Below are 25243 nucleotides of genomic sequence, written 5' to 3'. Positions count from 1 at the left end.
CGGTGGCCGGCCTCCCCGAGGGGAGGCCGGCCACCGGTGCGTTCAGCTGCGGGGGGTCACTTGCCCTTCGCGGCTTCCTTCAGCTTCGAGCCGGCGCTCACCTTGACGCTGTAGCCCTCGGCGATCTGGATCGGCTCACCGGTCTGCGGGTTGCGGGCGGTGCGGGCGGCGCGCAGGGTGCGCTCGAAGGTCAGGAAACCGGGGATGGTGACCTTCTCGTCGCCCTTGGCGACGACCTCGCCGGTGATCTCGGCGAAGGCGGCCAGCACGGCGTCGGCGTCCTTGCGGGTCACCTCGGCGCGCTCGGCCAGCGCGGCCACCAGCTCACTGCGGTTCATGTGTACTCCTGTGGTCTGTTGCTCTGCCGTGCGCGGAGGCATGGCCGGTCCGCGCGACGGTGTTCGTTCAGGCGAGGGGTGGTCAGGGGCCGGGCTCGCACCGCGAAGCGCCGCAAACTGCCCGCCTGGGTACGAATCCTGCCCCGACCGGCACTGAGAAAGCCAATCGGGAACCGGCGTGGTTGACCCGAACAGCGCCCGCCAGGCGGAGGTGTGACGCTCCGTCGGCTCCGGCAGGGCCGGAGCGGGCGGCGGCCGGGACGGCACGCCGTGGCACAACCGGGGACGTACCGTACTTGTCGGACACGCCTCCCCGTCGCAGGGCTACCGTACGCCCTGGCACCGACAAGCCCAAACACGCCCCTTGCCCTTGTGTCGCAAGGGCTCCGGCGCCCCCGCGCGCGGCGGGGGCGCCGGAGCGGCGCAGCTCAGAGCTGAACGGCCGGGAAAGCACCGGTGTCGAGCGTCCCGACGATGCCCGCGGTGGGCCGTTCCGGGGCCATCTCGGCGTCGCCGCGGGCCGCCACCGCGGCGTCCCGGACGGCGGCCGCGACGGTCTTGGCCACGCCGGGGTGGAAGACGCTGGGGATGATGTAGTTCGGGTTCAGTTCCTCGTCGGTGACGGTGGTGGCCAGCGCCCGGGCGGCGGCCAGCATCATCTCGGTGTCCACGCTGGAGCTCTGCGCGTCCAGCAGGCCGCGGAAGACGCCGGGGAAGACCAGCACGTTGTTGATCTGGTTGGGGAAGTCGCTGCGGCCGGTGGCGACCACCGCGGCGGTCTGCCGGGCCACCGCCGGGTCGACCTCCGGGTCCGGGTTGGCCAGCGCGAAGACGATCGCGTCCTTGGCCATGGTGGCCAGGTCGTCGCCGTCCAGCACGTTCGGGGCGGAGACGCCGATGAACACGTCGGCGTCGGCCACCGCGTCCTTGAGGGTGCCGGTGCGGCCGGAGCGGTTGGTGTTCTCGGCGATCCAGCGCAGGCTGTCGTTCAGGTCGTCGCGGCCCCGGTGGACCACGCCGCGGACGTCCGCCACGGTGGCGTGGGCGACGCCGGCCGCCATCAGCAGCTTGAGGATCGCGGTGCCCGCGGCGCCCGCGCCGCTCATCACCACCCGGATCTCGCCGATCTCCTTGCCGACCACCTTCAGCGCGTTGGTCAGCGCGGCCAGCACCACGATCGCGGTGCCGTGCTGGTCGTCGTGGAAGACCGGGATGTCCAGCGCCTCGCGCAGCCGGGCCTCGATCTCGAAGCAGCGCGGCGCCGAGATGTCCTCCAGGTTGATGCCCGCGAAGCCCGGCGCGATCGCCTTCACGATCGCCACGATCTCGTCGGCGTCCTGGGTGTCCAGGCACAGCGGCCAGGCGTCGATGCCCGCGAACCGCTTGAACAGGGCCGCCTTGCCCTCCATCACCGGCAGCGCGGCCTTCGGGCCGATGTTGCCCAGGCCCAGCACCGCCGAGCCGTCGGTGACCACCGCGACGCTGTTGCGCTTGATGGTCAGGCGGCGGGCGTCCTCCGGGTTCTCGGCGATCGCCATGCAGACCCGGGCCACGCCGGGGGTGTAGATCATGCTCAGGTCGTCGCGGTTGCGGATCGGCAGCTTCGAGGACATCTCGATCTTGCCGCCGAGGTGCATCAGGAAGGTGCGGTCGGAGACCCTGCCGATGCTGACGCCGTCGATGGTGCGCAGCTTCTCGACGATCTCCTGGCCGTGCGCGACCGAGGACGCCGCCACGGTGACGTCGATGCGCAGCGCCTCCAGGCCGGAGGCGGTGACGTCGAGGCCGGTGACCGAACCGCCGGAGGACTCCACCGCGGTGGTGATCGAGCTCACCGCGTTGCCGGTGGCCGGGACCTCCAACCGGACGGTGATCGAGTTCGAGACACTGGGCGCCGTCGCCATCGACGTTCCTTCTTCCTGAATCAACAAATTGTTGAAGTTCATGCCGCTCGGCATGCTAGACCTCGATGGTCGCACCGACCAAGGGGTTGCCAGAAATAACGTGCATTGAGTGTGCGGATCCGACAAACCGACCGGCCCGCACCTGGTTCTCCTTGCCCGTCGGCGTGGATGCGTTACATTGGAACGGCACCGGCTCGATCCAAGCCCCCGGGCCCAACCTTCGTCCCTTCGAGGGACCACTTGCCGCGAGGCGAGCATGGCGGGTCGGTGTTCAGCGTGACGGAGGCCCCCACCCACCGGGTGGGGGCCTCCGGTCTTCCCGGCCGCTACTTCAGCAGCGCGGGCACGCCCGCGGCGTCCGGCAGGTCGTCCGGGCCGGAGAGCACCGTCAGCCGCTGGGTCGCGCGGGTCAGCGCCACGTACAGCACCCGCAGGCCCGCCTCCGACTCGCCCGCGATGCCGGTCGGGTCGGCCACCACCGTGGCGTCGTACTCCAGGCCCTTCGCCTCCAGGCTGCCCAGCGCCACCACCCGGTCGCCCAGGCCCTCGGCCCAGCCCGCCGCCTCGGCGCGGCGGTCCATCGGGACCACCACCGCGACGGTGCCGTCCACCTCGGCCAGCAGCCGCTCCAGCTCCGCCCGGGCCGCCGCGCCGAACGCCGCCGCGTCCGGCTCGCGGACCGCCGCGAACCGCGGGTGCGCGCCGGTGGCCCGCACCGCGCTCGGCGACGGGGTGCCCGGGGCGGCCAGCTCCAGCACCTTCGCCGCCACCTCGGCGATCTCCGCGGGGTTGCGGTAGTTCACGGTCAGCGTGTGCCGACGGCGCGGCTTGCCCGCCAGCACCTCGTCCATCGCCGCCTGCGCCTCCTGCGGGAACGGCCAGGAGGACTGCGCCGGGTCGCCGACGATCGTCCAGGTGGCCGTCCGCGAGCGGCGCCCGATCATCCGCCACTGCATCGGGGTCAGGTCCTGCGCCTCGTCCACGATCACGTGCGCGTACTCGCGCCGCTCCTCCGGGACGCGCTCGCGCTCGCGCTGGCGGTACGCCCGCTCGCCGTACGTGGTGACCTCGTCCAGGCCGGTCAGCAGGTCCACCGCGTCCACCTCGCGCACCTTCGGGCGGGCCGGCTCGCCGAGCAGCACCTGCAGCTCGTCCACCAGCGCCACGTCGTGCGCGGACAGCTCGCCCGCGCCGCGCTCGTCCAGGTGCCGCCAGGACGCGGCGAGCAGCCGGGACTCCTCCGGGGTGACCGCGCGGCGGGCGATCCGGTTGGTGTGCCGGTGCTGCCTGAGGGTCGCCAGCACCCGGCGCGGGGTCAGGGCGGGCCACCAGGCGTCCAGGAAGGCCAGGAACGGCGCCTCGTCGGACACGTACTCGTCGAAGGACTCCCGCTCCTCCTGGCGCTGCTCGCGCTCCGCGTACGAGGTCGGCTTGGGCAGGTCGCGCACCGCCTCCGACCAGAGCGCGTCCAGCAGCAGGCGGCGGGCCCGCGGGCGCAGCAGGTTCAGCGGCGTGCCGCCGCCGCCCACCACGTTGCCGCGCACCGCCTTCAGCCGGCCCGCGTCCAGCCGCAGCGCCCGGCCGCGGGCGAACACCTTCAGCTCGGTCGGCGCGCCCAGCTCCAGGGCCGCCCGGGCGGCCCGGCGCAGCAGCTGCACCATCCGCGCCGAGCCCTTGATCCGGGACACCTCGGGGCTGTCGTAGCGGGACGCCTCGATCCCGTCCACCAGGCTGCCGACCGCGCGGATCGCCACCTGCCCCTCCTCGCCCAGCGAGGGCAGCACGCCCTCGGTGTACGAGACCAGCAGCGGCGTCGGGCTGACCACCAGGATGCCGCCCGCGTACCGGCGGCGGTCCTGGTAGAGCAGGAACGCGGCCCGGTGCAGCGCCACCGCGGTCTTGCCGGTGCCGGGGCCGCCGGTCACCAGGGTCGCGCCCGCGGCGGGCGCCCGGATCACCTCGTCCTGCTCCTTCTGGATGGACGAGACGATGTCGCGCATCGAGTGCCCGCGGGCCCGGCCCAGCGTCGCCATCAGCGCGCCGTCGCCGACCACGGCCAGCTCCTCGCCGTCCAGCGTCGGCGTCAGGTCGGGACGCAGCAGGTCGTCCTCGACGCCGATCACCTTCCGGCCCTTCGACCGGATCACCCGCCGCCGGACCACCCGGCCCGGCTCCAGCGGCGTCGCCCGGTAGAACGGCGCGGCCGCCGGGGCCCGCCAGTCGATCACCAGCGGGCCGAACTCGGCGTCCAGGACGCCGAGCCGCCCGATGTGCAGGGTCTCGGCGACCGCCGGGTCGGCGGGGTCCAGCGGCGTCTGGGAGGGGATCCCGTGCTCCTCCGGCGCGTCGGCCTGCTGCAGGTCGATGCGCCCGAACAGGAAGTCCTCGAACTCGTTGTTCAGCCGCTGCAGGTGCGCCCCGGCCCGGTACACCTGCGCGTCGCGCTCGGCGAGCGCGCCGGGCGTGCCGACCTGCACCCTCCGGGCGGCGTCCTCGAGGATGTACTCCGCCTCGGCGAGCTTCTCCTCCAACCGCCGGTAGACGGTGTCGAGATGCTGCTGCTCCCCCGCGATCTCGCGGTCGCGGACAGTGTCGGATCGGTGCTCGGCTGTACCGTGCGCGCCCAAGGAGCCCCCAAAGGTGCGGAGAAAAAGGCGGACGGAAGATCTTACAGGGAACCGGACACCTTTCCGACAGGCAGAGCCCCGCCAGGGGCTCGGGGAACGGCGAGTCCGTGCTGCTGGCGGCCGGAACCCATCGGCGTGTCCGTGCTGCTTCGGGCCGCAGGAACAGGACCCGAAGCCCGTGGCACGCCACGGCAGTGAACCCGCAGAGCCCCGGGCCCGCCGTTCGCCGCACCCCTGGAGGGCCCCTGCCGGGGCCCGGCTCAGTGGTCGAGCGTCAGCCGGTAGCCCCGCTTGACGACGGTGGTGATCAGTCGCGGCGCGCCCAGCGCCTGGCGCAGGCGGGCCATCGCGGTCTCGACGGCGTGCTCGTCGTCGCCGCTGCCCGGTAGGGCCTTGAGCAGGTCGGCGCGGGGCACCACCCAGCCCGGGTGGCGGGCGAGGGTGCGCAGCAGGGCCATGCCCGCCGGGGGGACGGGGCGGAGGTGGCCGTCGACGAGGGCGGCCTGGCCGCGGAGTTCGAGGGTGTGGCCGGCCACCGGGAGGCGGCGGGTGCGTTCGGGGAGGGCGGCGGTGAGGGTCTGGACCATCGCGCCCAGGCGCATCCGCTCGGGCCAGACGGTGGGGACGTCGAGTTCGTCGAGCGGGGCGGCGGTGACCGGGCCGACGCAGACCGCGAGGACGTCGCGGCGCAGGGCGTGCAGCAGTTCCTCGGTGCGGCCGCGTTCGGCGGCCCGGTCGAGCAGGCTGATCGCGGCGGGCGCGGAGGTGAAGGTGACGGCGTCGAGCGCACCGGCGCAGGTCGCGTCGAGGAGGCGGTCGAGCGGGCCGAGGTCGACGGGCGGGAGCCAGCGGTAGACCGGGATCTCGACGACCTCGGCCCCGGCGGCGCGCAGCGACTCGACGAAGCCGGGCAGCGGGGCGCCGTGCAGTTGGACGGCGATCCGGCGGCCGTCGACGCCCTGGTCCAGGAGGTGGGCGAGCACCTCCGCGGAGGACTCGGTGGCGGCGGAGAAGGACTCGCGCAGCCCGGCGGCGCGGATCGCGCCCTTGGCCTTGGGGCCGCGGGCGAGCACGGAGCCGCGGCCGAGGGCGGTGCGCAGGTCCTCGCCGAGGTCCCAACCGTCGGCGGCCTCCATCCAGCCGCGGAAGCCGATGCCGGTGGTGGCGACGGCCAGGTCGGGCGGGTCGGCGATCAGCGCGCGGGTGGCGGTGTGGAGTTCGGTGTCGTCGGCGAGCGGGACGATCCGCAGGGCGGGGGCGCGCAGCACGTTCGCGCCGCGGCGTTGCAGCAGGGCGGCGAGCTCGTCGGCGCGGCGGGCGGCGGTGATGCCGATGGTCCAGCCGGCGAGCGGGCCGGTCTCGGCGGGCTCGGGTTCGTCCTGCAGGCGTCGGGTCGGGTCGGCCATGCGGTGTCGTCCTTAGGTGCGCCGCCCCGGCGTCCTGGCGGGGGACGGGGGCGGCGGTGGTCGGGTGGGTGGGTGATCAATCGTGTCCGCTCGCGGTGTCGCCCCCGGGTCGCTCCGATTACCGGCGTGTTTCACCGCCGGTCGGAGCGGTCCCGGGGGGCGTGACGGTGGTTCAGACCTGTGCGAGGGCGGGGGCGTCGGCGGTCGAGGCGGCGGCCGCCGGGCGACGGAGGTAGACGGCCCAGGTGAGGGCGGAGCAGAGGGCGTAGGCGGCGAGGAAGGAGGCGAAGGCGGGGGTGCCGGACTTGGCGACCAGGAAGGACTGCCGGAAGGCGAGGTTGATGAAGAGCCCGCCGAGGGCGCCGACCGCGCCGATCACGCCGATCGCGGCGCCGGACATCTTGCGGGACCAGGCGGCGGCCTCCTCGGGGGTGGCGCCGGCCGCGATCCGGTCCTGGGCCTTGGCGTCGAAGATGCCGGGGATCATCTTGTAGGTGGAGCCGTTGCCGAGCCCGGCGAGGGCGAACAGGGCGACGAAGCCGACCAGGAAGACCGACAGCGAGCGGATCGACGAGGCGTAGGTGACGACGCTCGCGGCGACGGCCATCGCGGCGAAGTTCCACAGCGTGATCCGGGCGCCGCCGAACCGGTCGGCGAGCTTCCCGCCGAGCGGGCGGACCACGGAGCCCAGCAGCGGGCCGAGGAAGGTCAGCTGGGCGGCCTGCAGCGGGGTGCGGCCGAACTGGTTCTGCAGCACCAGGCCGAAGGCGAACGAGAAGCCGATGAAGGAGCCGAAGGTGCCGACGTACAGCACCGACATCAGCCAGGTGTGCTTCTCCCGGACGATCGCGGCGAGCGAGCCGGTGTCGGCCTTCATCGGGGCCAGGTTGTCCATGAACAGGGCGGCGCACAGCGCGGCGACCACGATCAGCGGCAGGTAGATGCCCAGCACCAGCCGCGGGTGCCCGGCCCCGGTCCAGGCGATCACGCCGAGCGAGACCAGCTGGATCACCGGCACGCCGATGTTGCCGCCGCCCGCGTTGAGGCCGAGCGCCCAGCCCTTGTGCCGGGCCGGGTAGAAGGCGTTGATGTTGGTCATCGAGGAGGCGAAGTTGCCGCCGCCGAACCCGGTGAGCGCCGCGACCAGCATGAAGGTGGTGTACGAGGTGCCGGGGTGCATGACGTACGCGGCGGCGAGGGTGGGCAGGAGCAGCAGCAGCGCGGAGACCACCGTCCAGTTCCGACCGCCGAAGCGGGCGACCGCGACGGTGTAGGGGATCCGGACGAAGGAGCCGACCAGGGTGGGCATCGCGACCAGGAAGAACTTCCCGGCCGGGTCGATGCCGTAGCCCTTGCCCATGAAGAGCACCATCACCGACCACAGGCTCCAGATCGAGAAGCCGATGTGCTCGGAGAGCACCGAGAAGGCGAGGTTGCGCCGGGCCGTGCGGCGGCCGGTGGCCTCCCAGAACGCGGCGTCCTCCGGGTCCCAGTGCTGGATCCAGCGGCCGCCCGTCCTGCCGTTCGTGGTGGTGCCGTCCATGGGTCGCTCCTTCGAGTGCGGGTGTCCAAGACCCTGTGCCACTGACGCTAGGAGTCCACGATTTCGGGTTCGTTGTGCGGTGTGAAGGGCGCGGAACCGTCCTCTCACCCGCCGGGAGGCTTCCGTGTGAGGGCGCCGGAACGCACGAGAGCCGCCCTCCGGGGTGGAGGACGGCTCTGCGATGCACATGGGGTGGTGGAGATGCCGGGAATCGAACCCGGGTCCAGTGAAGTGGATTCAGGACTTCTCCGAGCGCAGTCCGCTGTGATTTTCTCGGCCCTGGCGGTCACGCGGACAAGCCGCCAACAGGCCCAGTCACTGTTTGGTTTCCCCGCCACCCCCGCGACCGGGGTGGAAGGTTGAGTTCCCTAGATTATGCCAGGATCCGGGTCGGGAACGCCCCGGGCTGACACCCATTCACTTTCGCTGATCAGGCAGCGAGAGCGAACTGCTGGGAATCGCGCTTAGAGTTGGCGATTATTTTTTTGCGACAGATGGTTAACGAGATCATTGCCGCGTTCCTCGGCTCGCTTCTCCTGTTTCGACTGTCACTGTCGAAACCGATCATCCCCATGTTTTCTTGACAAACAGCTCCGGCGGGAGGCGAACCCCTCTCCGGGTGGTGCACCGCCATAGTACTCAATCGGCGCGTCAAGGGTCCAGCGCATTAACGGACCGTGGCGCTCCGGCCGGCCTCACCCCTGCCCGGAGCGGCGGCGGGCGGCGGCCACCGCGCGGTCGGCCTCGCGGCGGTCCTGGCGCTCGCGCAGGGTCTGCCGCTTGTCGTACAGCTTCTTGCCGACGGCGAGGGCGAGTTCGAGCTTGGCGCGGCCGTCCTTGAAGTACAGGGACAGCGGGACCAGCGTGTGGCCGGTCTCCTTCACCTTGGACTCGATCTTGCGGATCTCCATCTTGTGCAGCAGCAGCTTGCGCTTGCGCCGCGCCGAGTGGTTCGTCCAGGTGCCCTGCGCGTACTCGGGGATGAAGACGTTGTCGATCCAGGCCTCGCCGCCCTGGACGTACGCGTAGCCGTCGACCAGGTTGGCCCGGCCCTCGCGCAGCGACTTGACCTCGGTACCGGTGAGCACCATGCCGCACTCGTAGGTGTCGAGAATGGTGTACTCGTGCCGCGCCTTCTTGTTCTGCGCGACCAGCTTCTTGCCCGTTTCCTTTGCCATAGCCCGGCCATTCTCGCACCTCGGCGGCGGCCGCGGCAGCCCCTTTACGGCGCGGCGGACCCGGCGGGCGGGCCGGACGCGGGGGCCGCCGGGGCTGCGGGGGACGCGGGGGCGGAACTGCTGAGCCCTTCCAGCACCCGCAGGGCCAGCGCCCGCGGGTCCTCGCCGGCGGCGGGCACGTCGGGCTGGACGCCGGTGCCCTCCGGGGAGCGGCCCGCCGGGGTCTGGTAGCGGCCGACGGTGAGCTCCAGCACCGAGCCGTCGGCGAGCCGACTGGGCTGCTGGACGGTGCCCTTGCCGAAGGTGCGGCTGCCGACCAGGACGGCCCGGCCGCGGTCCTGGAGCGCCCCGGCCAGCAGCTCGGCGGCGCTCATCGTGCCGCCGTCGACCAGCACCACCAGCGGGACGGGCGTGCTGCCGCCCCCGGTCGCGGTCAGTTCGCGGTGCTCGCCGTTCGCCTGGTAGCTGGCCACCGGGCCGCCGTCCAGGAACACCGAGGCGGTGGCGACGGCCTCGGCGACCAGTCCGCCGGAGTTGCCGCGCAGGTCGAGCACCACGCCCCGGGCGTCGGCCGCGGCGGCCCGCACCTGGTCGGCGACGCCCTCGGTGAAGGCGTGCACGGCGATCCGGGCCACGCCGGGCGCGGGGTGGTCGACCTCGACCTCGCGGGCGGCCAGTTCGGCCCGGGTGAGGGTGAGTTGGCGCACCGGCCCGCCCTCGTCGCCCCGGACGCCCACGGCCACCGCGCTGCCGGCCGGTCCGCCGCGCAGCCGGGAGACCACCTCGGTGACCGGCAGCTGCTCGGCGGGCGTCCCGTCGACGGTGACCAGCCGTTCGCCCGCCGCGATCCCGGCCCGGGCGGCGGGCGAGCCGGGCAGCACCTCGGCGACCAGGGTCGGGCCGCCGGCCTCCCGGTCCACGCTCAGGCCGACGCCCGCGTACCGGCCGCCGGTGAGGTCCGCGTACTGCTGCGGGCTCAGGTAGGCGGCCCAGCGGTCGCCGCTGCTGCCGACCAGCTGCCGGGCCTGCTGCGGGGTCAGGTCGGCCCCGGTGAGGTCGGCGGGCGGGCGGGCGTCGGACGACGAAGGGGCCCGGGTGGAGCCTTCCGGCTCCCCCCAGGCCCCCGACGCGGCTCCGGCGAACAGCACCGCGCCGAACACCAGCCCGAGCGTCATCCCCTGGCGTACCCGCGGTGCTGTCGGCATGCCTGCGAGTCTAGGCGGGCGGGCGCGCCCACCGGTAGCACCGACGGGGCGTCAGACCTTCAGGTACTTGCGGAGGGTGAAGAACGCGGCGACCGCCGCCATCCCCATACCGACCACGACCAGCAGCGGGATGACCGCCATCACCGAGGACAGGCCGATGAAGGTGATGAACTGCACCTTCTTGGCCAGCCAGTGCTGGACGAAGAAGTGCCCGCCGATCAGGAGCCCGGAAGCCAGCGCCGAACCGAGCAGCGCGGCGAACGCGGCCTCCGCGATGAACGGCATCTGCACGTAGAAGTTGGACGCGCCGACCAGCCGCATGATGCCGGTCTCGCGCCGTCGGCTGAACGCGGACACCCGGACGGTGTTGACGATCAGCAGCAGTGCGACGAACAGCATCAGCACCATGATCACGAACGCCGCGGTCTGCAGGCCGCGCAGCAGGCCGAACAGGTTCTCCAGGATCTTCCGCTGGTCGTCGACCGACTTGACGCCGGGCTTGCCCGCGAAGGCGCTCTGGATGACGTCGAACTTGGTCGGGTCGCTCAGCTTGACCCGCCACGACTGCGGCATCGCGTCCGGACCGACCGCCGCCAGCAGCGGGTTGTCCGGGTTGCTGTCCTTGAAGTGCTTGTACGCCTCCTGGGAGGACTCGTACGTCGAGCTCTGCACCAGCGGCGCCATCTTGTCCAGGGCGGCCTTGACGTCGGCGACCTGCTGGTCGGTGGCCTCGCCCGACGCGCACTGCGGCGAGTTGTGGTCCGCCTTGATGCAGAAGTAGATGCTGACTTCGACCTTGTCGTACCAGTAGTCCTTCATGGAGTTGACCTGGTCGCGGACCAGCAGCGAGGCACCGGCGAGGGCGAGCGACAGCGCGACACTGACCACGACGGCGATGGTCATGGTCAGGTTGCGGCGGAGACCGACGCCGATCTCCGACAGAACGAACTGGGCGCGCATGCTTCTCTCTTCTAGCTCTGGTAGCCGTAGACGCCGCGGGCCTGGTCACGGACCAGCAGGCCCTTGTCGAGTTCGATGACGCGCTTGCGCATCTGGTCGACGATGGCCTGGTCGTGGGTCGCCATCAGCACGGTGGTGCCGGTCCGGTTGATGCGGTCGAGCAGCTTCATGATGCCGACCGAGTTCTGCGGGTCGAGGTTGCCGGTGGGCTCGTCGGCGATCAGCAGCATCGGCCGGTTCACGAACGCGCGGGCGATCGCCACGCGCTGCTGCTCACCGCCCGAGAGCTCACCGGGCATCCGGCTCTCCTTGCCACCGAGGCCGACCAGGTCGAGCACCTCGGGCACGACCTTGTTGATGGCGCTCTTCGGCTTGCCGATGACCTCCAGGGCGAACGCCACGTTCTGCCCGACCGTCTTGTTCGGCAGCAGGCGGAAGTCCTGGAAGACGGTGCCCAGTTGGCGCCGCATGTGCGGCACCTTCCAGTTCGAGAGCTTGCCCAGGTCCTTGCCCAGCACGTGCACCGCGCCGGTGGTCGGGCGCTCCTCGCGCAGGCACAGACGCAGGAACGTCGACTTGCCGGAACCGGACGAACCGACCAGGAAGACGAACTCGCCCTTCTCGATCTCCAGCGAGACGTTGTCCAGGGCCGGACGGTTCTGCTTGGGATAGGTCTTGGAGACGTTGTCGAATCTGATCACGGCTGCATCACGGGGGCCATCCTAGGTGGATCGGAGCCAGTGACCTTACGCGATGCCCCACTGCACCCGCAGTCGCCGGACGCCTACTGACCGTGGTTTCGTCAGGTGTTGTTCCGGTTCGGACCGGAAATTGCGAGGTACGTCACAGATCGGTAACCCTTCTCCTCCGGGAGCCGAGGGGTGCGGAACCTGGCAGAGTGGTAGGCAGTCGGAACCGAATCCGCCTCCGGCGCGTTGGCTCTGCAGCAAGGAGGAGATCGCATGACCTGCGACCAACTGGTGTGCGCCAACTGCAACGGCCGCGTGAGCGACGGCCGCTGCCCGGTCTGCCGCGCCAACCGCGCCCGGCTCCAGCAGGAGCAGCACGGGCCGTTCGCGACGCTCAACCCCGCGGTGCTGCTGGCCCTGCTGTTCGCCGCGCTGTTCATGCTCGCCCTGCTGCTGCACTGACCCGAGAGACCCCGAAGGGCCCCTCCGCCGAGGCGGAGGGGCCCTTCGCGTGCGTGCGGGGTGCGCGATCAGCTCTCCCGCTGCTTGCACCACCGGATGCCGGCTTCGATGCTGCGCCCGATGTTCATCTCAGCCGGCCTCCTCACGCCCGCTGTCAGCTCTCCCGCTGCTTGCGCCACCGGATGCCGGCTTCGATGAAGCCGTCGATGTCGCCGTCCAGCACGCCCTGCGGGTTGCCGACCTCGTGCTCGGTGCGCAGGTCCTTGACCATCTGGTACGGGTGCAGGACGTAGGAGCGCATCTGGTTGCCCCAGGAGGAGCCGCCGTCCTTGAGCGCGTCCATCGCGGCGCGCTCCTCCTGGCGGCGGCGCTCCAGCAGCTTGGCCTGGAGGACGTTCATCGCCGAGGCCTTGTTCTGGATCTGCGAGCGCTCGTTCTGGCAGGAGACCACGATGCCGGTCGGCAGGTGGGTGATGCGGACCGCGGAGTCGGTGGTGTTGACGCCCTGGCCGCCGGGGCCGGAGGCGCGGTAGACGTCGATCCGCAGGTCGCCCTCGTCGATGTCGACGTGGTCGGAGGTCTCGACGACCGGGAGCACCTCGACGCCCGCGAAGGAGGTCTGGCGGCGGCCCTGGTTGTCGAACGGGGAGATGCGCACCAGGCGGTGGGTGCCCTGCTCGACGGAGAGGGTGCCGTAGGCGTAGGGGGCCTTGACGGTGAAGGTCGCGGACTTGATGCCGGCCTCTTCGGCGTACGAGGTGTCGTAGACCTCGGTCGGGTAGCCGTGCCGCTCGGCCCAGCGCAGGTACATGCGCATCAGCTGCTCGGCGAAGTCGGCGGCGTCGACGCCGCCCGCCTCGGCCCGGATGTTGACCAGGGCCTCGCGGGCGTCGTACTCGCCGGAGAGCAGGGTGCGGACCTCCAGCTCCTCCACGGCCTTCTTGACCGACACCAGCTCGGCCTCGGCCTCGGTGCGGGTGTCCGCGTCGTCCTCGGCCTCGGCCAGTTCGAACAGGACGCCCAGGTCCTCGACCCGGCCGCGCAGGGACTCGAACTTGCGCAGTTCGCCCTGCAGGAAGGAGAGCCGGCTGGTGACCTTCTGCGCGTTCGCGACGTCGTCCCACAGGGTGGGGGCGGCTGCCTCCTCCTCCAGGGTCGCGATGTCGGCCCGGATCTTGTCCAGGTCGAGGACTGCCTCGATCGACGCCATGGTCGAGTCGAGGTTCTTGAGCTCTTCGGAAGGATCGACGGCTGCCACGCCTCAAGGGTAATGGTTCCGCGGGGGGGCTCGGCTACAACCGGGGGTGCCAGGAGGCGTGCACCGCGGCGGAGGCGCCCGCGGGGGGCTCGGCGGCGAACGCCGTCCACGCGGCGGCGGCGCCCGCCAGCAGCAGGACGACGGCGATCAGCACGGCCAGGGTGCGGCGGCGGCGGATCATCTGGGCCCTGGTGCGGCGGTGGGTGGCGGGCTGCGCACGCTGGGCGCGGGACTCCTCGGCGTAGGAGGCGAGCTCCCGGGGGGAGGGGCGGCGCAGGCTGGTGTGGGTGTCCCGGGTGGAGTCGGGCTGCGGGCCGGGCACCAGCGGGACGGCCGGGCCGCGGCGGCGGCGGTGGGTGCCGCTGCCCGCGAAGGCGTCGGCCTCGGCGTAGACCGCCTCGCCGGGGGTGGGCACCTCCTCGGGGGCGCCGCGCTGGGCGGGCACCGCGATCGGGCCGAGGCCGGACAGCTCGGGGAGCAGGGCGCGCAGCCGGGCGGCGAGCTCGGCGGCGCGCAGCCGGGAGGCGGGGGCCTTGGCGAGGCACTCGGAGATGATCCGCCACAGGCCGTCCGGCATGCCCTCGACCGGGGGGACGTTCTCGGTGACGTGCCGGCGCAGCACCGCGCCGGTGTGGCCGCCGCCGAACGGGGTGGTGCCGGTCAGCAGTTCGTACAGCACGGTGGCGGTGGCGTAGATGTCGACGGCGGCGCGCGGCTCCAGGCCCTCGATGATCTCGGGGGCGAGGTAGTCGGGGGTGCCGATGATCCGGGTGGCGCGGGTGCGGCGCGGGGCGTCGACCAGCCGGGCGATGCCGAAGTCGGTGAGCTTGGCGCGCGGGGCGCCGCCGGGGCCGGGCGGGGCGGCGAGGTCGAGCAGGACGTTCTCCGGCTTGACGTCGCGGTGCACGATGCCCGCGGCGTGCGCGGCGGCCAGGCCGTCGGCGACGTCGGCGATCACCGAGGCGGCGACGGCCGGGCTGAGCACGCCGTCGCGCTCCAGCCGGGTGCGCAGGTCGCTGCCCTGGACCAGGTCCATCACCAGGGCGAGGTCGCTGCCGTCGACCACCATGTCGTGGACGCCGACCACGTGCGGGTGGTCGAGGCCGGTGAGGGCGGCGCGCTCCTGGACGAAGCGGCCGACCAGCACCTGGTCGGCCGCGAGGTCCTCGCGCAGCAGCTTCACCGCGACCGGGCCGTCGGGGCCCTCGCCGAGCCACACGGTGCCGGCCGAGCCGCGGCCGATCACCTGGTGGACGGTGTACCGGCTGCCGATCTTGCGTGCCAATGCTGCTCCGTGGGCTCGTGAGGTCGGTGCTCGACGAACAACCTACGCGCCCGCGGGGCCTCCGGGGGGCTTGGAGGGGCCCCTCGGAGGTACCGATCCGGTGGAATTTCGCGGGATTGTCGACAAAGCGTCAATTCCGCCTCCCGGACCGGCCGTCCGGTCCCCCGGGAGGTCAGGTGTGGCTGGTGACCCAGTCGCTCGCGGTGTGGTACCAGCCGACCACGTTGTCCCAGTAGTGCGGCAGCGGCGTGAAGTTCCACAGCGCCAGGCAGCCCAGCGCCAGCACCACCAGCACCAGCAGGCAGCCCTTGAGGCAGCCCAGGCCGGGGATCCGCATCCGGTTGGGGCTGCGGCGGCGCGGCTCCCGCTCCCGGGGCGCCTCGCGGGCGGGCTCCGGCTCCCGGCGCGGCGGCTCCTGGTGGCGCGGCGGCGCGGGCTCGGGGCGGCGCTGCGGGGCGCCGTAGCCCGGCGGCTGCCCGCCGTAGGCGCCGGGCGGGGCGGACTGCGGCGCCTGCTGGGCCTGGTACGGCGGCGGGGCGACCGGCGGACGGCCGCCCTGCCCCTGCTGCGGGTAGCGGCCCTGCGGCGGCTGGGGGTGCTGCTGCTGCGGCTGGTGGGGCCGGTACGGGCCCTGCTGCGGGGCGTAGCGGCCGTCCTGCGGAGGGCGGCCCGGCTGGCCCTGGTAGGGCGGCGGGGCGACCGGCGGACGGCCGCCCTGCCCCTGCTGCGGGTACTGGCCCTGCTGCGGGTACTGGCCGGCCTGGTAGGGGCGCGGGGCGACCTGCGGCTCGCCCAGGTCCTCCGGCTCGAAGTGGCCGATCCGGGTCTGCGCGTTGCGGTCCCGGGCGGCGCGCAGCTGGGTCTGCCAGGGGTGCGGGTCCTCCGGCCGGGCGGGGGCCTGCTCCGGGCCGGGCGGCATCGCGGGCATCACCCGGGTGCGGTCCCCGGACGGCGCGGCGGGCGCGGCGGCGGGCGGCTGCGGGCTCATCAGCTGGGTGCGGTCCTCGGCCCCGGGCACCGGCGGCCGGTGCGCCATCACCTGGGTCGCGGCGGCCGGGTCGTACCCGACGCCCGCCAGCGTGGCCTCGTGCGGGGCGGCGACGGGCGCGGCGGCGGCCAGCGCCGGGTCGGGCACCAGCAGGTCGCCGACGGCCAGCGCGGCGTCCACCGCGGCCGGGGCGGAGTGCACGCCGACCCCGGCGGCGACCACCCGCAGCGCCTGGGCCAGCGAGGTGGCGGTGGGGCGCTGGGCCGGGTCCTTGCGCAGGCAGCGCTCGACCACCGTCCACAGCGGCTCGGGCATGGTGCGGGGGCGCTGCGGCTCCTGCGCGAGGTGCGCCTGCAGGACCGCCAGCGGGTTGTCGCCCTGGAACGGCGGGCGGCCGGTGACCAGTTCGTACAGCATGATGCCCGCGCCGTAGACGTCCACCGCGGCGGTCTGCGGGCGGCCCTCGGCGGACTCGGGGGCGACGTACGCGGGGGTGCCGACGAACTCGTGGGTGCGGGTGATGCCCGGGGAGTCGGCGAGCCGGGCGATGCCGAAGTCGGTGAGCATCGGGTGCATCCGCTCGTCGCCGTCCACCGCGAGGGTGGCCAGCAGCACGTTGGCGGGCTTGAGGTCCCGGTGCACGACGCCGTCGGCGTGGCTGGCGGCCAGCGCGTCGGCGACCTGGGCCATCAGCAGCGAGCCCGCGATCGGCGACAGCGGGCCGGACTCGCGCAGGTAGCGGTACAGGTCGGGGCCGTCGACCAGGTCCATCACCAGGGCGAGCAGCTCGCCCTCGACCACCAGGTCGCGGGTGCGGACGATGTTGGGGTGGGTCAGCCGGAGCAGGACGGAGCGCTCGCGCAGGAAGCGCATCACCACGTCCGGGTCGGCGGCGAGCTCCTCGCGCAGCACCTTGACCGCGACCGCCTGCCCGGGCACCAGGCCCGGCACCGCGGCGTCCTCGCGCACCCGGCCGCGCCAGACCGTTCCGGTCGCGCCGCGCCCGAGGCTCTCCTCCAACACGTACTTGCTGCCGACAGGCCGCACCTGTGCACTCCGTTCGGTCACCCGGCGCCCGCTGCCGGGGCCGCGTTCCGGCACTCCCCCGTTCCCGTGAACGGCGCCGGGGCCTGAGGAGCCCTCCCGGCCGGGCGGACTCCGTATTTTCGGCAACTCTAACGGTGCCCGCGCGGGTTTCCGAGGTGTTCCCCGGCCGGGCCGCGCGCGGTCGGGCGGCGGGGCGACCGGGCGTCCTTGACCTGATGTGCCGTCGGATTCACCATGGCGATGATCGCAAGATCGTCAAATCCGGTACCGTGCGCGGACTGTCCGTCCCGAGTGGCAGGATGGCAGGCACCACACGTGTGCAGAAGGGACCCCGGGCGAGATGCAGATCCGGCTCACCGTCCTTCGACCGCGCAGCGGCCCGGCCGCCCCCGGCAGCGCCGGCACCGCCGCCGACGTACTGGTCACCGCGCCGGTCGGCACCGTGCTCGGCGCCGTCGCCACCGCCCTGGCCGGCGCGGTCGGCGTCCGCGGCGCCCGCTCCGCCACGCACGTCCACCTCTACGACGGGGAACGGCGGCTGGACGAGCAGACCCCGCTCGGCCACCCCCCGCTGGTGGACGGCGCGGTCCTCGCCCTCGGCGAACCCGACCCGGAGGCCGAGGCCGCCGACGGGCCCGCCGCCGCCGAACTGCGCGTGGTCGGCGGCCCCGACGCGGGCGGCGTCCACCGCCTGCACGGCGAACTGATCCGGATCGGCCGCTCCACCGAGGCCGACGTGCCGGTCGACGACCCCGACGTCTCCCGCCTGCACCTCTCCCTGCACCTGACCGCCGACGGCCGCGCCACCGTACGGGACCTCGGCTCCACCAACGGCACCCGCCTCGACGAGCACTGGCTGCCGGAGGACGGCGCCGACATCGCCCCCGGCGCCCTGCTGCGGATCGGCGAGTCCACCCTCCAGCTCGCCCGCGCCGAGGGCATAGCGGCCCGCCCCACCGCGCCCGACGGCGAGGGCCGGATCCGGCTCGCCCCGCGCACCGGCGCCCGCAGCGCCCACGGCCGCGCCGCCGCGCCCCCCGCCGCCGAGCCCGAACCGGCCCCCGCCGCCGGGCGCGGCAGCCGCTGGCTGCGCCGCGGCAAGGCCGAACCGGCCGCCGCCGACCCCGGCCGCCAGCACGACGCCGCCCGCCTGCGCCAGGCCGCCAACCAGCGCGAACGCTGGCCCGACCCGGCCGCCCTGCTGCTCACCGCGCTCGGCACCGGCCCCCGGCTGTGGGAGCGCGGCCCCGACCACCCCGACGCGCTCACCCTCCGGCTCGGCACCGCCGACCTGCCCGGCGGCCCCGGCACCGCCCCCGGCAGCCTGCTGCCCGCCGTCCCGGTCACCGTCGACCTGCAGACCGCGGGCAGCCTCGGCCTGGCCGGGCCCCGGCACCGCCTCACCGGCCTGGCCCGCGCCGCCCTCGCCCAGCTCGCCGCCCTGCACCCGCCCAGCGGCCTCGCCCTGGTCGTGGTCAGCGCCGACCGGCCCGCCGAGGACTGGGCCTGGGCCCAGTGGCTCCCGCACCTGCGCCCCGCCCACGGCCAGGCCTGCCGCCTGCTGTACGGCCTCGGCCCCGAACAGGCCGAGGCCCGGCTCACCGAACTCGCCGCCGCCACCGCCGGGCCGCCCGCCACCGTCGTCCTGGTCGACGGGGACCCGGGCACCGACGCCGGGCGGCACGCCCTCGGCCTGCTGCTGCGGCAGGGCCCCGCGGCCGGGGTCTTCGTCCTCTGCCTCGCCGAGGCCCCCGAGGAGCTCCCCACCGGCCTCGGCGCGCTCGGCGTGGTCACCGGCGAGGTCTCCACCCGCCTCACCCTCGACCGCCCCGCCAACGGCACCCGCGAGCGCCTCACCGACGTCGCCCTCGACGCGGTCTCCCCGGCCTGGGCCGAGCGCCTGGCCCGCACCCTCGCCCCGCTCGCCGAGGCCGACACCGAGGCGCCGCCGCGCGGCCCGCTGCCCGAGGCGCTGCGCCTGCTCGACCTGCTGCGCGCCGAATCGCTCTCCCCCGCCCGGCTCGCCGAGGGCTGGCAGTCGCTGCCCGCCGGGGCGGGCGGCGCCACCGCCCTGCTCGGCACCGCCCGCACCGCCGACGGCGAGGAGGACTGCACCGTGGACCTCGCCGAGGACGGCGACCACCTGCTGATCGGCGGCGGCCCCGGCTCCGGCAAGTCCGAACTGCTGCGCAGCCTCGCCGCCTCGCTCGCCGTCGCCGAACGCCCCGACCGCCTCGCCCTGCTGATGGTCGACGGGGACCGCGCCGAGGACGGCGGCCTGGCCGGCTGCACCGACCTCCCGCACGTCACCGGCCACGTCAACGCCGCCGAGGACCCGCGCGGCGCGCTGCTGGCCGCCGAGCGGCTCAGTGACGAACTCGCCCACCGCGAAGCCCTGTTCGACGGCCTGACCTTCACCGAGTGGCACACCCGGCGGGCCCTCGCCCTCGACAAGACCCCCGCCCTGGTCGGCGGCCCCGCCGCCGCGGACGCCACCGCGCAGGTCCGCGTCGTCGAGCCCCGCCGCTCCCCCGACGCGCCCCCGGCCGACCCCGCCCCGCCCCGGCTGGTCGTCCTGGTCGACGACTACGACGCGCTGCTGGGCCCCGCCTCCCCGGGCGGCCGCCCGCTGGCCCGCGCGCTGGCCTCCGTGGCGGTGCACGGCGCCCGGCTCGGCGTGCACGTGATCGCCGCGACCGGCTCGCCCGAGAGCACCGCGGGCACCGAGGTCGACGAGGCCGCGCAGCTGCGGATCGCCCTGCGCACCGAGCAGTCCGGCGACTCCGACCTGCTGGTCCACCTGCCCGACGCCGCCGCCCTCCCCGGCACCACCCCCGGCCGCGGCTACCTGCGCCGCCCGGACGGCGCGGTCACCGCCTTCCAGGGCGCCCGGGTCAGCGGCCGCATCCCCCGCACCGCGACGCTCCGCCCCACCGTCGTCGCCCAGCGCCTGGAGGACCACGGCGCCGCGCCCTCGCCCCGCCCCGTCCGCGAACTCGGCAACGGCCCCACCGACCTGGCCCTGCTCGCCTCCGCCCTGCGCCGCGCGACGGAGAGCTGACGGGCGGGCCCGTCGGGGCCCGCCCGCCCAACGGCCGGGGGCCGGGAGCGAGTTCTCGCTCCCGGCCCCCGGCCGGCCTCCGGACCTCCGCCGCCTCAGCGGCCGTTGCGCAGCAGCGTGCGGATCACCCGCATGGCGACGGAGAGGCTGGACAGCTCGTAGTTGTCCGAACCCCTTATGTCGTCGAGCGTGGTGCGGGCCCGGCTGAGCAGGGTGCTGTTGAGCTCGGCCCAGGCCGTGTAGCGCTCCTCGGGGCTGGACCCGGCCGGCCCGGCGGCGAGCACGTCCGCGGTGAGGGCGGCGTGCGCGGCGAACAGGTCCTCGCGGATCGCGGCGCGGGCCATCGAGGACCACCGGTCGGTGCGCGGCAGGTCGATGACGCGGTCGAGCAGGTGGCTGATCTGGAGCCGGTCGCCGAGGTCGTAGTACAGCTCGGCGACCTCCATCACGTCGGTGTCCGAGCGGTCCGCGACGCCGACGATGTCGAGGGTCGGGAACGCGGAGGACAGCCCGGCGATCCGGGTGGCGAGCTCGTCGGGGACGCCGGCCGCGGACAGCTCCCGGTGGACGGACTGGAACCAGGCGAGGTCCTCGCCGACCAGCGGCTTGGGCAGCGCGTCCCAGACCTGGTTGACCCGGTCGTGGAAGAACGCGATGGTGTCGGCGATGTCGAGCGGCTGCCGGTTGTTGAGCATCCACCGGGTGGCGCGCTCGACCAGGCGGCGGGCGTGCAGCCGCATCTTGGTCTGGACGCCGGCGGCGACCCGGTTGTCGAGGCGCTCGATCTGGTCCCAGATCTGCTCCAGGCCGAAGACGGCGCGGGCCGCGGCGTGGGTGCGGGCGATCTCCTCCATGGTCGCGCCGGTCTCCTCGCGGAGCCGGAACGCGAAGGTGCAGCCGCCGCGGTTGATCGTGTCGTTGACGATCAGGGTGGTGATGATCTCGCGGCGCAGCGGGTGGTGGTCGATCTGCTCGGCGAAGCGGGCCCGCAGCGCGCTGGGGAAGTACGCGTGCAGCACGTCCCGGAAGTACGGGTCGTCGGGCAGGTCGGTGGCGAGCAGCTCGTCGGCCAGGGTGATCTTGGTGTAGGCGAGCAGCACCGACAGCTCGGGCTGGGACAGGCCGCGCCCGGCCTGCTGGCGCTCGCGGATCTGCTTCTCGGTGGGCAGGTACTCCAGGGCCCGGTCGAGCTGTCCGTTTGACTCCAGCCGGTTGATCATGCGGGCGTGCACGTTGACCATGCTGGCGGCCTGGGCGACGGCGTTGGCCAGGACGACGTTCTGCGCGTAGTTGTTGCGCAGCACGAGGTGGCCGACCTCGTCGGTCATCTCGGCGAGCAGGGCGTTGCGCTGCTTGACCGTCATGTCGCCGTCGGCGACGACCTGGTTGAGCAGGATCTTGATGTTCACCTCGTGGTCGGAGGTGTCGACGCCGGCCGAGTTGTCGATGGCGTCGGTGTCGATCCAGCCGCCGGTGCCCTCGGGGCCGCCGCTGGAGGCGAACTCGATCCGGCCGAGCTGGGTGCAGCCGAGGTTGCCGCCCTCGCCGATGACCCGGGCGCGGACGTCGCCGCCGTTGACCCGGATCGCGTCGTTGGCCTTGTCGCCGACCTCGGCGTTGGTCTCGGTGGCGGCCTTGACGTAGGTGCCGATGCCGCCGTTCCAGAACAGGTCGACGGGGGCCTGCAGGATGGCCTTCATCAGCTCGGCCGGGGTGAGCTTGGCGGCGTCGATGCCGAGCCGCTCGCGGACCTGCGCGGAGAGCTGGATGGCCTTGGCGGAGCGCGGGTAGACGCCGCCGCCGGCCGAGATCAGCGACTTGTCGTAGTCGTCCCAGGAGCTGCGCGGCAGGTCGAACAGGCGGCGGCGCTCGGCGTGCGAGACGGCCGCGTCCGGGTTCGGGTCGAGGAAGATGTGCCGGTGGTCGAACGCGGCGACCAGCCGGATGTGCTCGGACAGCAGCATGCCGTTGCCGAACACGTCGCCGGACATGTCGCCGATGCCGATGACGGTGAAGTCCTCGGACTGGGTGTCGAGGCCGAGTTCGCGGAAGTTGCGCTTGACGGACTCCCAGGCGCCGCGGGCGGTGATGCCCATGCCCTTGTGGTCGTAGCCCGCCGAGCCGCCGGAGGCGAACGCGTCGCCGAGCCAGAAGCCGTACTGCTCGGCCACGCCGTTGGCGATGTCGGAGAAGGTCGCGGTGCCCTTGTCGGCGGCGACCACCAGGTAGGTGTCGTCCTCGTCGTGGCGCACCACGTCGACCGGGTGCACGACCTCGCCCGCGACCAGGTTGTCGGTGATGTCGAGCAGCGCGGAGATGAAGGTCTTGTACGAGGCGATGCCCTCGGCGAGCCAGGCGTCGCGGTCCACCGACGGGTCGGGCAGCTGCTTGGCGACGAAGCCGCCCTTGGCGCCGACCGGCACGATGACGGTGTTCTTGACCATCTGGGCCTTGACCAGGCCGAGGATCTCGGTGCGGAAGTCCTCGCGCCGGTCGGACCAGCGCAGGCCGCCGCGGGCGACCTTGCCGAAGCGCAGGTGCACGCCCTCGACCCGGGGCGAGTACACCCAGATCTCGAAGGCGGGGCGCGGCGCGGGCAGGTCGGGGATGGCCTTGGGGTCGAACTTCATCGACACGTACGAGTGCCAGCGGCCCTCGCTGTCGTGCTGGAAGAAGTTGGTCCGCAGGGTGGCCTTGATCAGGTGCAGGAAGGAGCGCAGGATGCGGTCCTCGTCCAGCGAGACGACCTCGTCCAGGGCGCCCGCGAGCTCCTCCAGGATGCCCTCGGTGAGCTCCTCGCTGCCGGACTGGTGGCTGGGCGAGAGCCGGGCCTCGAACAGGTTGACCAGCAGCCGGGTGGTGTGGGTGTTGTTGCGGAGCGCGTCCTCCATGTAGTCCTGGGAGAACGTGGAGCCCGCCTGGCGCAGGTACTTGGCGTACGCGCGCAGCACCACGGCCTGGCGCCAAGTCAGCTTGGCGGTGAGGACGAGCTCGTTGAAGCCGTCGTTCTCGGCCTGGCCGAGCCAGGTCGCGGAGAAGGTGTCCTGGAAGCGCTCGCGGTCCTCCTCGGTGAGGTCGGTGCCCTCGCGGAGCTTGAGGCCGAAGTCGACCACCCAGGCGGTGGTGCCGTCGGTGCGGCGCAGCGCGTACGGGTGCTCGTCGAGGACCTCGACGCCCAGGCGCTGCAGGACGGGCAGGACCTCGGTGAGCGAGATCGGGCCGCCGACCCGGTAGATCTTGAAGCGGCGCTCGTCGTCGCCCGCGCCGACCGGCTGGTACAGGTTGAGCCGGAAGTCGCCCTCGCCGCTGAGCGACTCGATCTGCTTGAGGTCGGCGACGGCGGTGCGCGGCGGGAAGTCGGCGCGGTAGCCGTCGGGGAAGGCGGTGGCGTACTTGTGGGACAGCTCGGCGGCCTTCTCCTCGCCGAACTCGCTCTGCAGCTGGTCGTTGAAGCCGTCCATCCAGAACCGGGCGGCCTCGGCGAGCCGGTTCTCGATCCGCTCGATGTCGGCGTCGGACAGCTGCGGCAGCTCGGTGCCGGGGGCGACCCGGACGACGAAGTGCAGGCGGGTGAGGACCGACTCGGTGGCGTACACCGTGTAGTCGATGGTGTCGCCGCTCAGCTCGGTCTTCAGGATGTCGGTGAGGGCGAGCCGGATCCGGGTGGTGTAGCGGTCGCGCGGCAGGTAGACGTACGCCGAGTAGTAGCGGCCGTACTCGTCCTGGCGCAGGAACAGCCGCAGCCGGCGGCGCTCCTGCAGGTACAGGACGCTGGTGGCGATCGACTGGAGCTCGGCGGCGGCGGTCTGGAACATCTCGTCGCGCGGGAAGGTCTCCATGATCTGGAGCAGGTCGCGCCCGTCGTGGCTGTCGCCGGAGAAGCCCGCCCCGTTCATGACCTCCTGCACCTTGCGGCGCACCACCGGGATCCGGGTGACCGACTCGGTGTACGCGGCGGAGGAGAACAGGCCGAGGAAGCGGCGCTCGCCGACCGGTTCGCCCGCCGCGTTGAACTTCTTCACGCCGACGTAGTCGAGGTACGCGGTGCGGTGCACGGTGGCACGGCTGTTGGCCTTGGTGAGGACCAGCAGCTTCTTCTCGTGCGCCTTGGCGCGGACGGGGGCGGAGAGCCGGCCGAAGGCCTCGGAGACCGGGTGGTGGTCGGTGTCGTGGCTGAGCGGGTCGGCGCGCAGGATGCCCAGGCCGGTGCCCGCGACGGCCTTGAGGACCTCCTCGCCCTCGTGCTCGACCAGGTCGTACTCGCGGTAGCCGAGGAAGGTGAAGTGGTCGTCGGCCAGCCAGCGCATCAGCTCCCAGGCCTCGCCGACCTCCTGCTCGGGCAGGTGCGCGGGGGGCTGCTCGGCGAGCTCGTCGGCCAGCCGGAGCGCGGAGTCGCGCATCTTCGACCAGTCCTCGACGACCTCGCGGACGTCGCCCAGCACCCGGCGCAGACCGGTCTCCAGGGTGCGCAGGTCCTCGCGGTCGGTCTCCCGGTCGATCTCGATGTGCATCCAGGACTCGACCACGGCGTCGGCGGGCAGCTCGGCGCCCCCGGCCTGGGCGCGGTTGCACGCGTCGGTGTCGAGGATCTCCAGCAGCTTGCCGGTGATGTCGCGGCGCACGGCGAGCTGGGGGTGCACGACCAGGTGGATGGCGCGGTCCAGGCGGGTCAGCTCGTTGGTGACCGAGTCGACCAGGAACGGCATGTCGTCGGTGACGACCTCGACCACGGTGTGGCCGCAGGACCAGCCGTTCTCCTCGACGCTCGGGGTGTGCACCCGGACCTCGGCGGTGCCCTGCGGGCGCTTGAGGCCCAGCCGGTAGTGGGAGGCCGCGGCCCCGTACACGTCCACCGGGTCCCGGTTGATCACGTCCTCGGGGGCGGTGTGGAGGTAGTAGTGGTGCAGGTAAGCGGCCAGAGCACCGTTGCTCAGGCCCTCCCCCGGCGCCGCTCCCCCCACCTGGCTGTTCTCAGCGGCTGCTGCTGCTTTCCTGAGCAGGTCGGCCTTGGCTGCGTCCAGCTTGGTCTGCATGGCTGTTTGGCTCCTGTCGCGCGCCGTTGCGTGACTCGGTGATGACTGTGGGTGCACCGCCGGGCCCCGTCACGGCAATCCTCCCGTACGCGAGGGGTGAAAAGCGCTCACGGCACGCATGAGTCGCGTTCCGCCCGGGTACGACAGCACGTTTGGCCTGCCTGACCGATAACCGGCGACGCCGTCAGCCTAGCCTGACGAAACGAAGGTGTCAGGGGACACCGAGGCACAATCCCGCAGGAAGATCCAACCTTCCTGG

General features: G+C 73.3%; 15 protein-coding genes and 1 other RNA gene. 2 read left to right on the top strand and 14 right to left on the bottom strand.

What is annotated here, in order from left to right; genetic code table 11:
- Positions 1–56 precede the first annotated feature (56 nt).
- From QSK52_RS19710 to ftsE, 10 genes are all read right to left on the bottom strand, one after another.
- Complete coding sequence (locus QSK52_RS19710) at positions 57–338, bottom strand: HU family DNA-binding protein (RefSeq protein ID WP_030459611.1); 282 nt, start codon at positions 336–338, stop codon at positions 57–59.
- A gap of 428 nt (positions 339–766) precedes the next feature.
- On the bottom strand, positions 767–2242 hold the full coding sequence (locus QSK52_RS19705; protein WP_285737412.1) for an NAD-dependent malic enzyme: 1476 nt from the start codon (positions 2240–2242) through the stop codon (positions 767–769).
- A gap of 326 nt (positions 2243–2568) precedes the next feature.
- Complete coding sequence (locus tag QSK52_RS19700) at positions 2569–4869, bottom strand: HelD family protein (RefSeq protein ID WP_285737411.1); 2301 nt, start codon at positions 4867–4869, stop codon at positions 2569–2571.
- A 260-nt stretch (positions 4870–5129) separates the two neighbouring features.
- The gene (locus QSK52_RS19695; RefSeq protein ID WP_285737410.1) at positions 5130–6275 is read right to left on the bottom strand and encodes a uroporphyrinogen-III synthase; all 1146 of its coding nucleotides are present in this window, start codon (positions 6273–6275) and stop codon (positions 5130–5132) included.
- Between the two features lie 172 nt (positions 6276–6447).
- Positions 6448–7818: a nitrate/nitrite transporter gene (locus tag QSK52_RS19690; RefSeq protein WP_285737409.1), complete on the bottom strand. Its 1371-nt coding sequence runs from the start codon at positions 7816–7818 to the stop codon at positions 6448–6450.
- Between the two features lie 193 nt (positions 7819–8011).
- Positions 8012–8390, bottom strand: a transfer-messenger RNA (tmRNA) gene (ssrA, locus tag QSK52_RS19685).
- Positions 8391–8513: 123 nt separating this feature from the next.
- Positions 8514–8996: an SsrA-binding protein SmpB gene (gene smpB / locus QSK52_RS19680; RefSeq protein WP_285737408.1), complete on the bottom strand. Its 483-nt coding sequence runs from the start codon at positions 8994–8996 to the stop codon at positions 8514–8516.
- A gap of 44 nt (positions 8997–9040) precedes the next feature.
- The gene (locus QSK52_RS19675) at positions 9041–10201 is read right to left on the bottom strand and encodes a S41 family peptidase (protein ID WP_285737407.1); all 1161 of its coding nucleotides are present in this window, start codon (positions 10199–10201) and stop codon (positions 9041–9043) included.
- 51 nt (positions 10202–10252) lie between these two features.
- Positions 10253–11161, bottom strand: a complete 909-nt coding sequence (gene ftsX / locus QSK52_RS19670) for a permease-like cell division protein FtsX (protein ID WP_285737406.1) — start codon at positions 11159–11161, stop codon at positions 10253–10255.
- An 11-nt stretch (positions 11162–11172) separates the two neighbouring features.
- Complete coding sequence (gene ftsE / locus QSK52_RS19665; RefSeq protein WP_285737405.1) at positions 11173–11862, bottom strand: cell division ATP-binding protein FtsE; 690 nt, start codon at positions 11860–11862, stop codon at positions 11173–11175.
- A 261-nt stretch (positions 11863–12123) separates the two neighbouring features.
- Between ftsE and QSK52_RS19660 the strand changes: the two genes are divergently transcribed.
- Positions 12124–12312: a hypothetical protein gene (locus tag QSK52_RS19660; protein WP_285737404.1), complete on the top strand. Its 189-nt coding sequence runs from the start codon at positions 12124–12126 to the stop codon at positions 12310–12312.
- 154 nt (positions 12313–12466) lie between these two features.
- Here QSK52_RS19660 and prfB read toward each other — a convergent pair whose 3' ends face one another.
- From prfB to QSK52_RS19645, 3 genes are all read right to left on the bottom strand, one after another.
- The gene (prfB, locus tag QSK52_RS19655; protein WP_285737403.1) at positions 12467–13570 is read right to left on the bottom strand and encodes a peptide chain release factor 2; all 1104 of its coding nucleotides are present in this window, start codon (positions 13568–13570) and stop codon (positions 12467–12469) included.
- Between the two features lie 34 nt (positions 13571–13604).
- On the bottom strand, positions 13605–14855 hold the full coding sequence (locus tag QSK52_RS19650; RefSeq protein WP_285737402.1) for a serine/threonine-protein kinase: 1251 nt from the start codon (positions 14853–14855) through the stop codon (positions 13605–13607).
- Positions 14856–15027: 172 nt separating this feature from the next.
- Positions 15028–16890, bottom strand: coding sequence for a serine/threonine-protein kinase (locus QSK52_RS19645; protein ID WP_285737401.1), 1863 nt, complete (start codon positions 16888–16890; stop codon positions 15028–15030).
- A 340-nt stretch (positions 16891–17230) separates the two neighbouring features.
- On the opposite strand from QSK52_RS19645, the gene QSK52_RS19640 reads away from it, so the two are divergent.
- Positions 17231–19951 carry an FtsK/SpoIIIE domain-containing protein gene (locus QSK52_RS19640; protein WP_285737400.1) on the top strand — a complete coding sequence of 907 codons (2721 nt, stop codon included), beginning with the start codon at positions 17231–17233 and terminating at the stop codon, positions 19949–19951.
- 95 nt (positions 19952–20046) lie between these two features.
- Here QSK52_RS19640 and QSK52_RS19635 read toward each other — a convergent pair whose 3' ends face one another.
- Positions 20047–24984 (bottom strand): NAD-glutamate dehydrogenase, encoded by a 4938-nt coding sequence (locus tag QSK52_RS19635; RefSeq protein ID WP_285737399.1) that lies wholly within the window; start codon positions 24982–24984, stop codon positions 20047–20049.
- Positions 24985–25243: the final 259 nt, after the last annotated feature.

Source organism: Kitasatospora phosalacinea (assembly GCF_030268885.1).
Classification (GTDB): Bacteria; Actinomycetota; Actinomycetes; order Streptomycetales; family Streptomycetaceae; genus Kitasatospora; species Kitasatospora phosalacinea_C.
The sequence above is the reverse complement of the archived record's forward strand: the minus strand, read 5'-3'. Positions and strand labels throughout refer to the sequence as shown.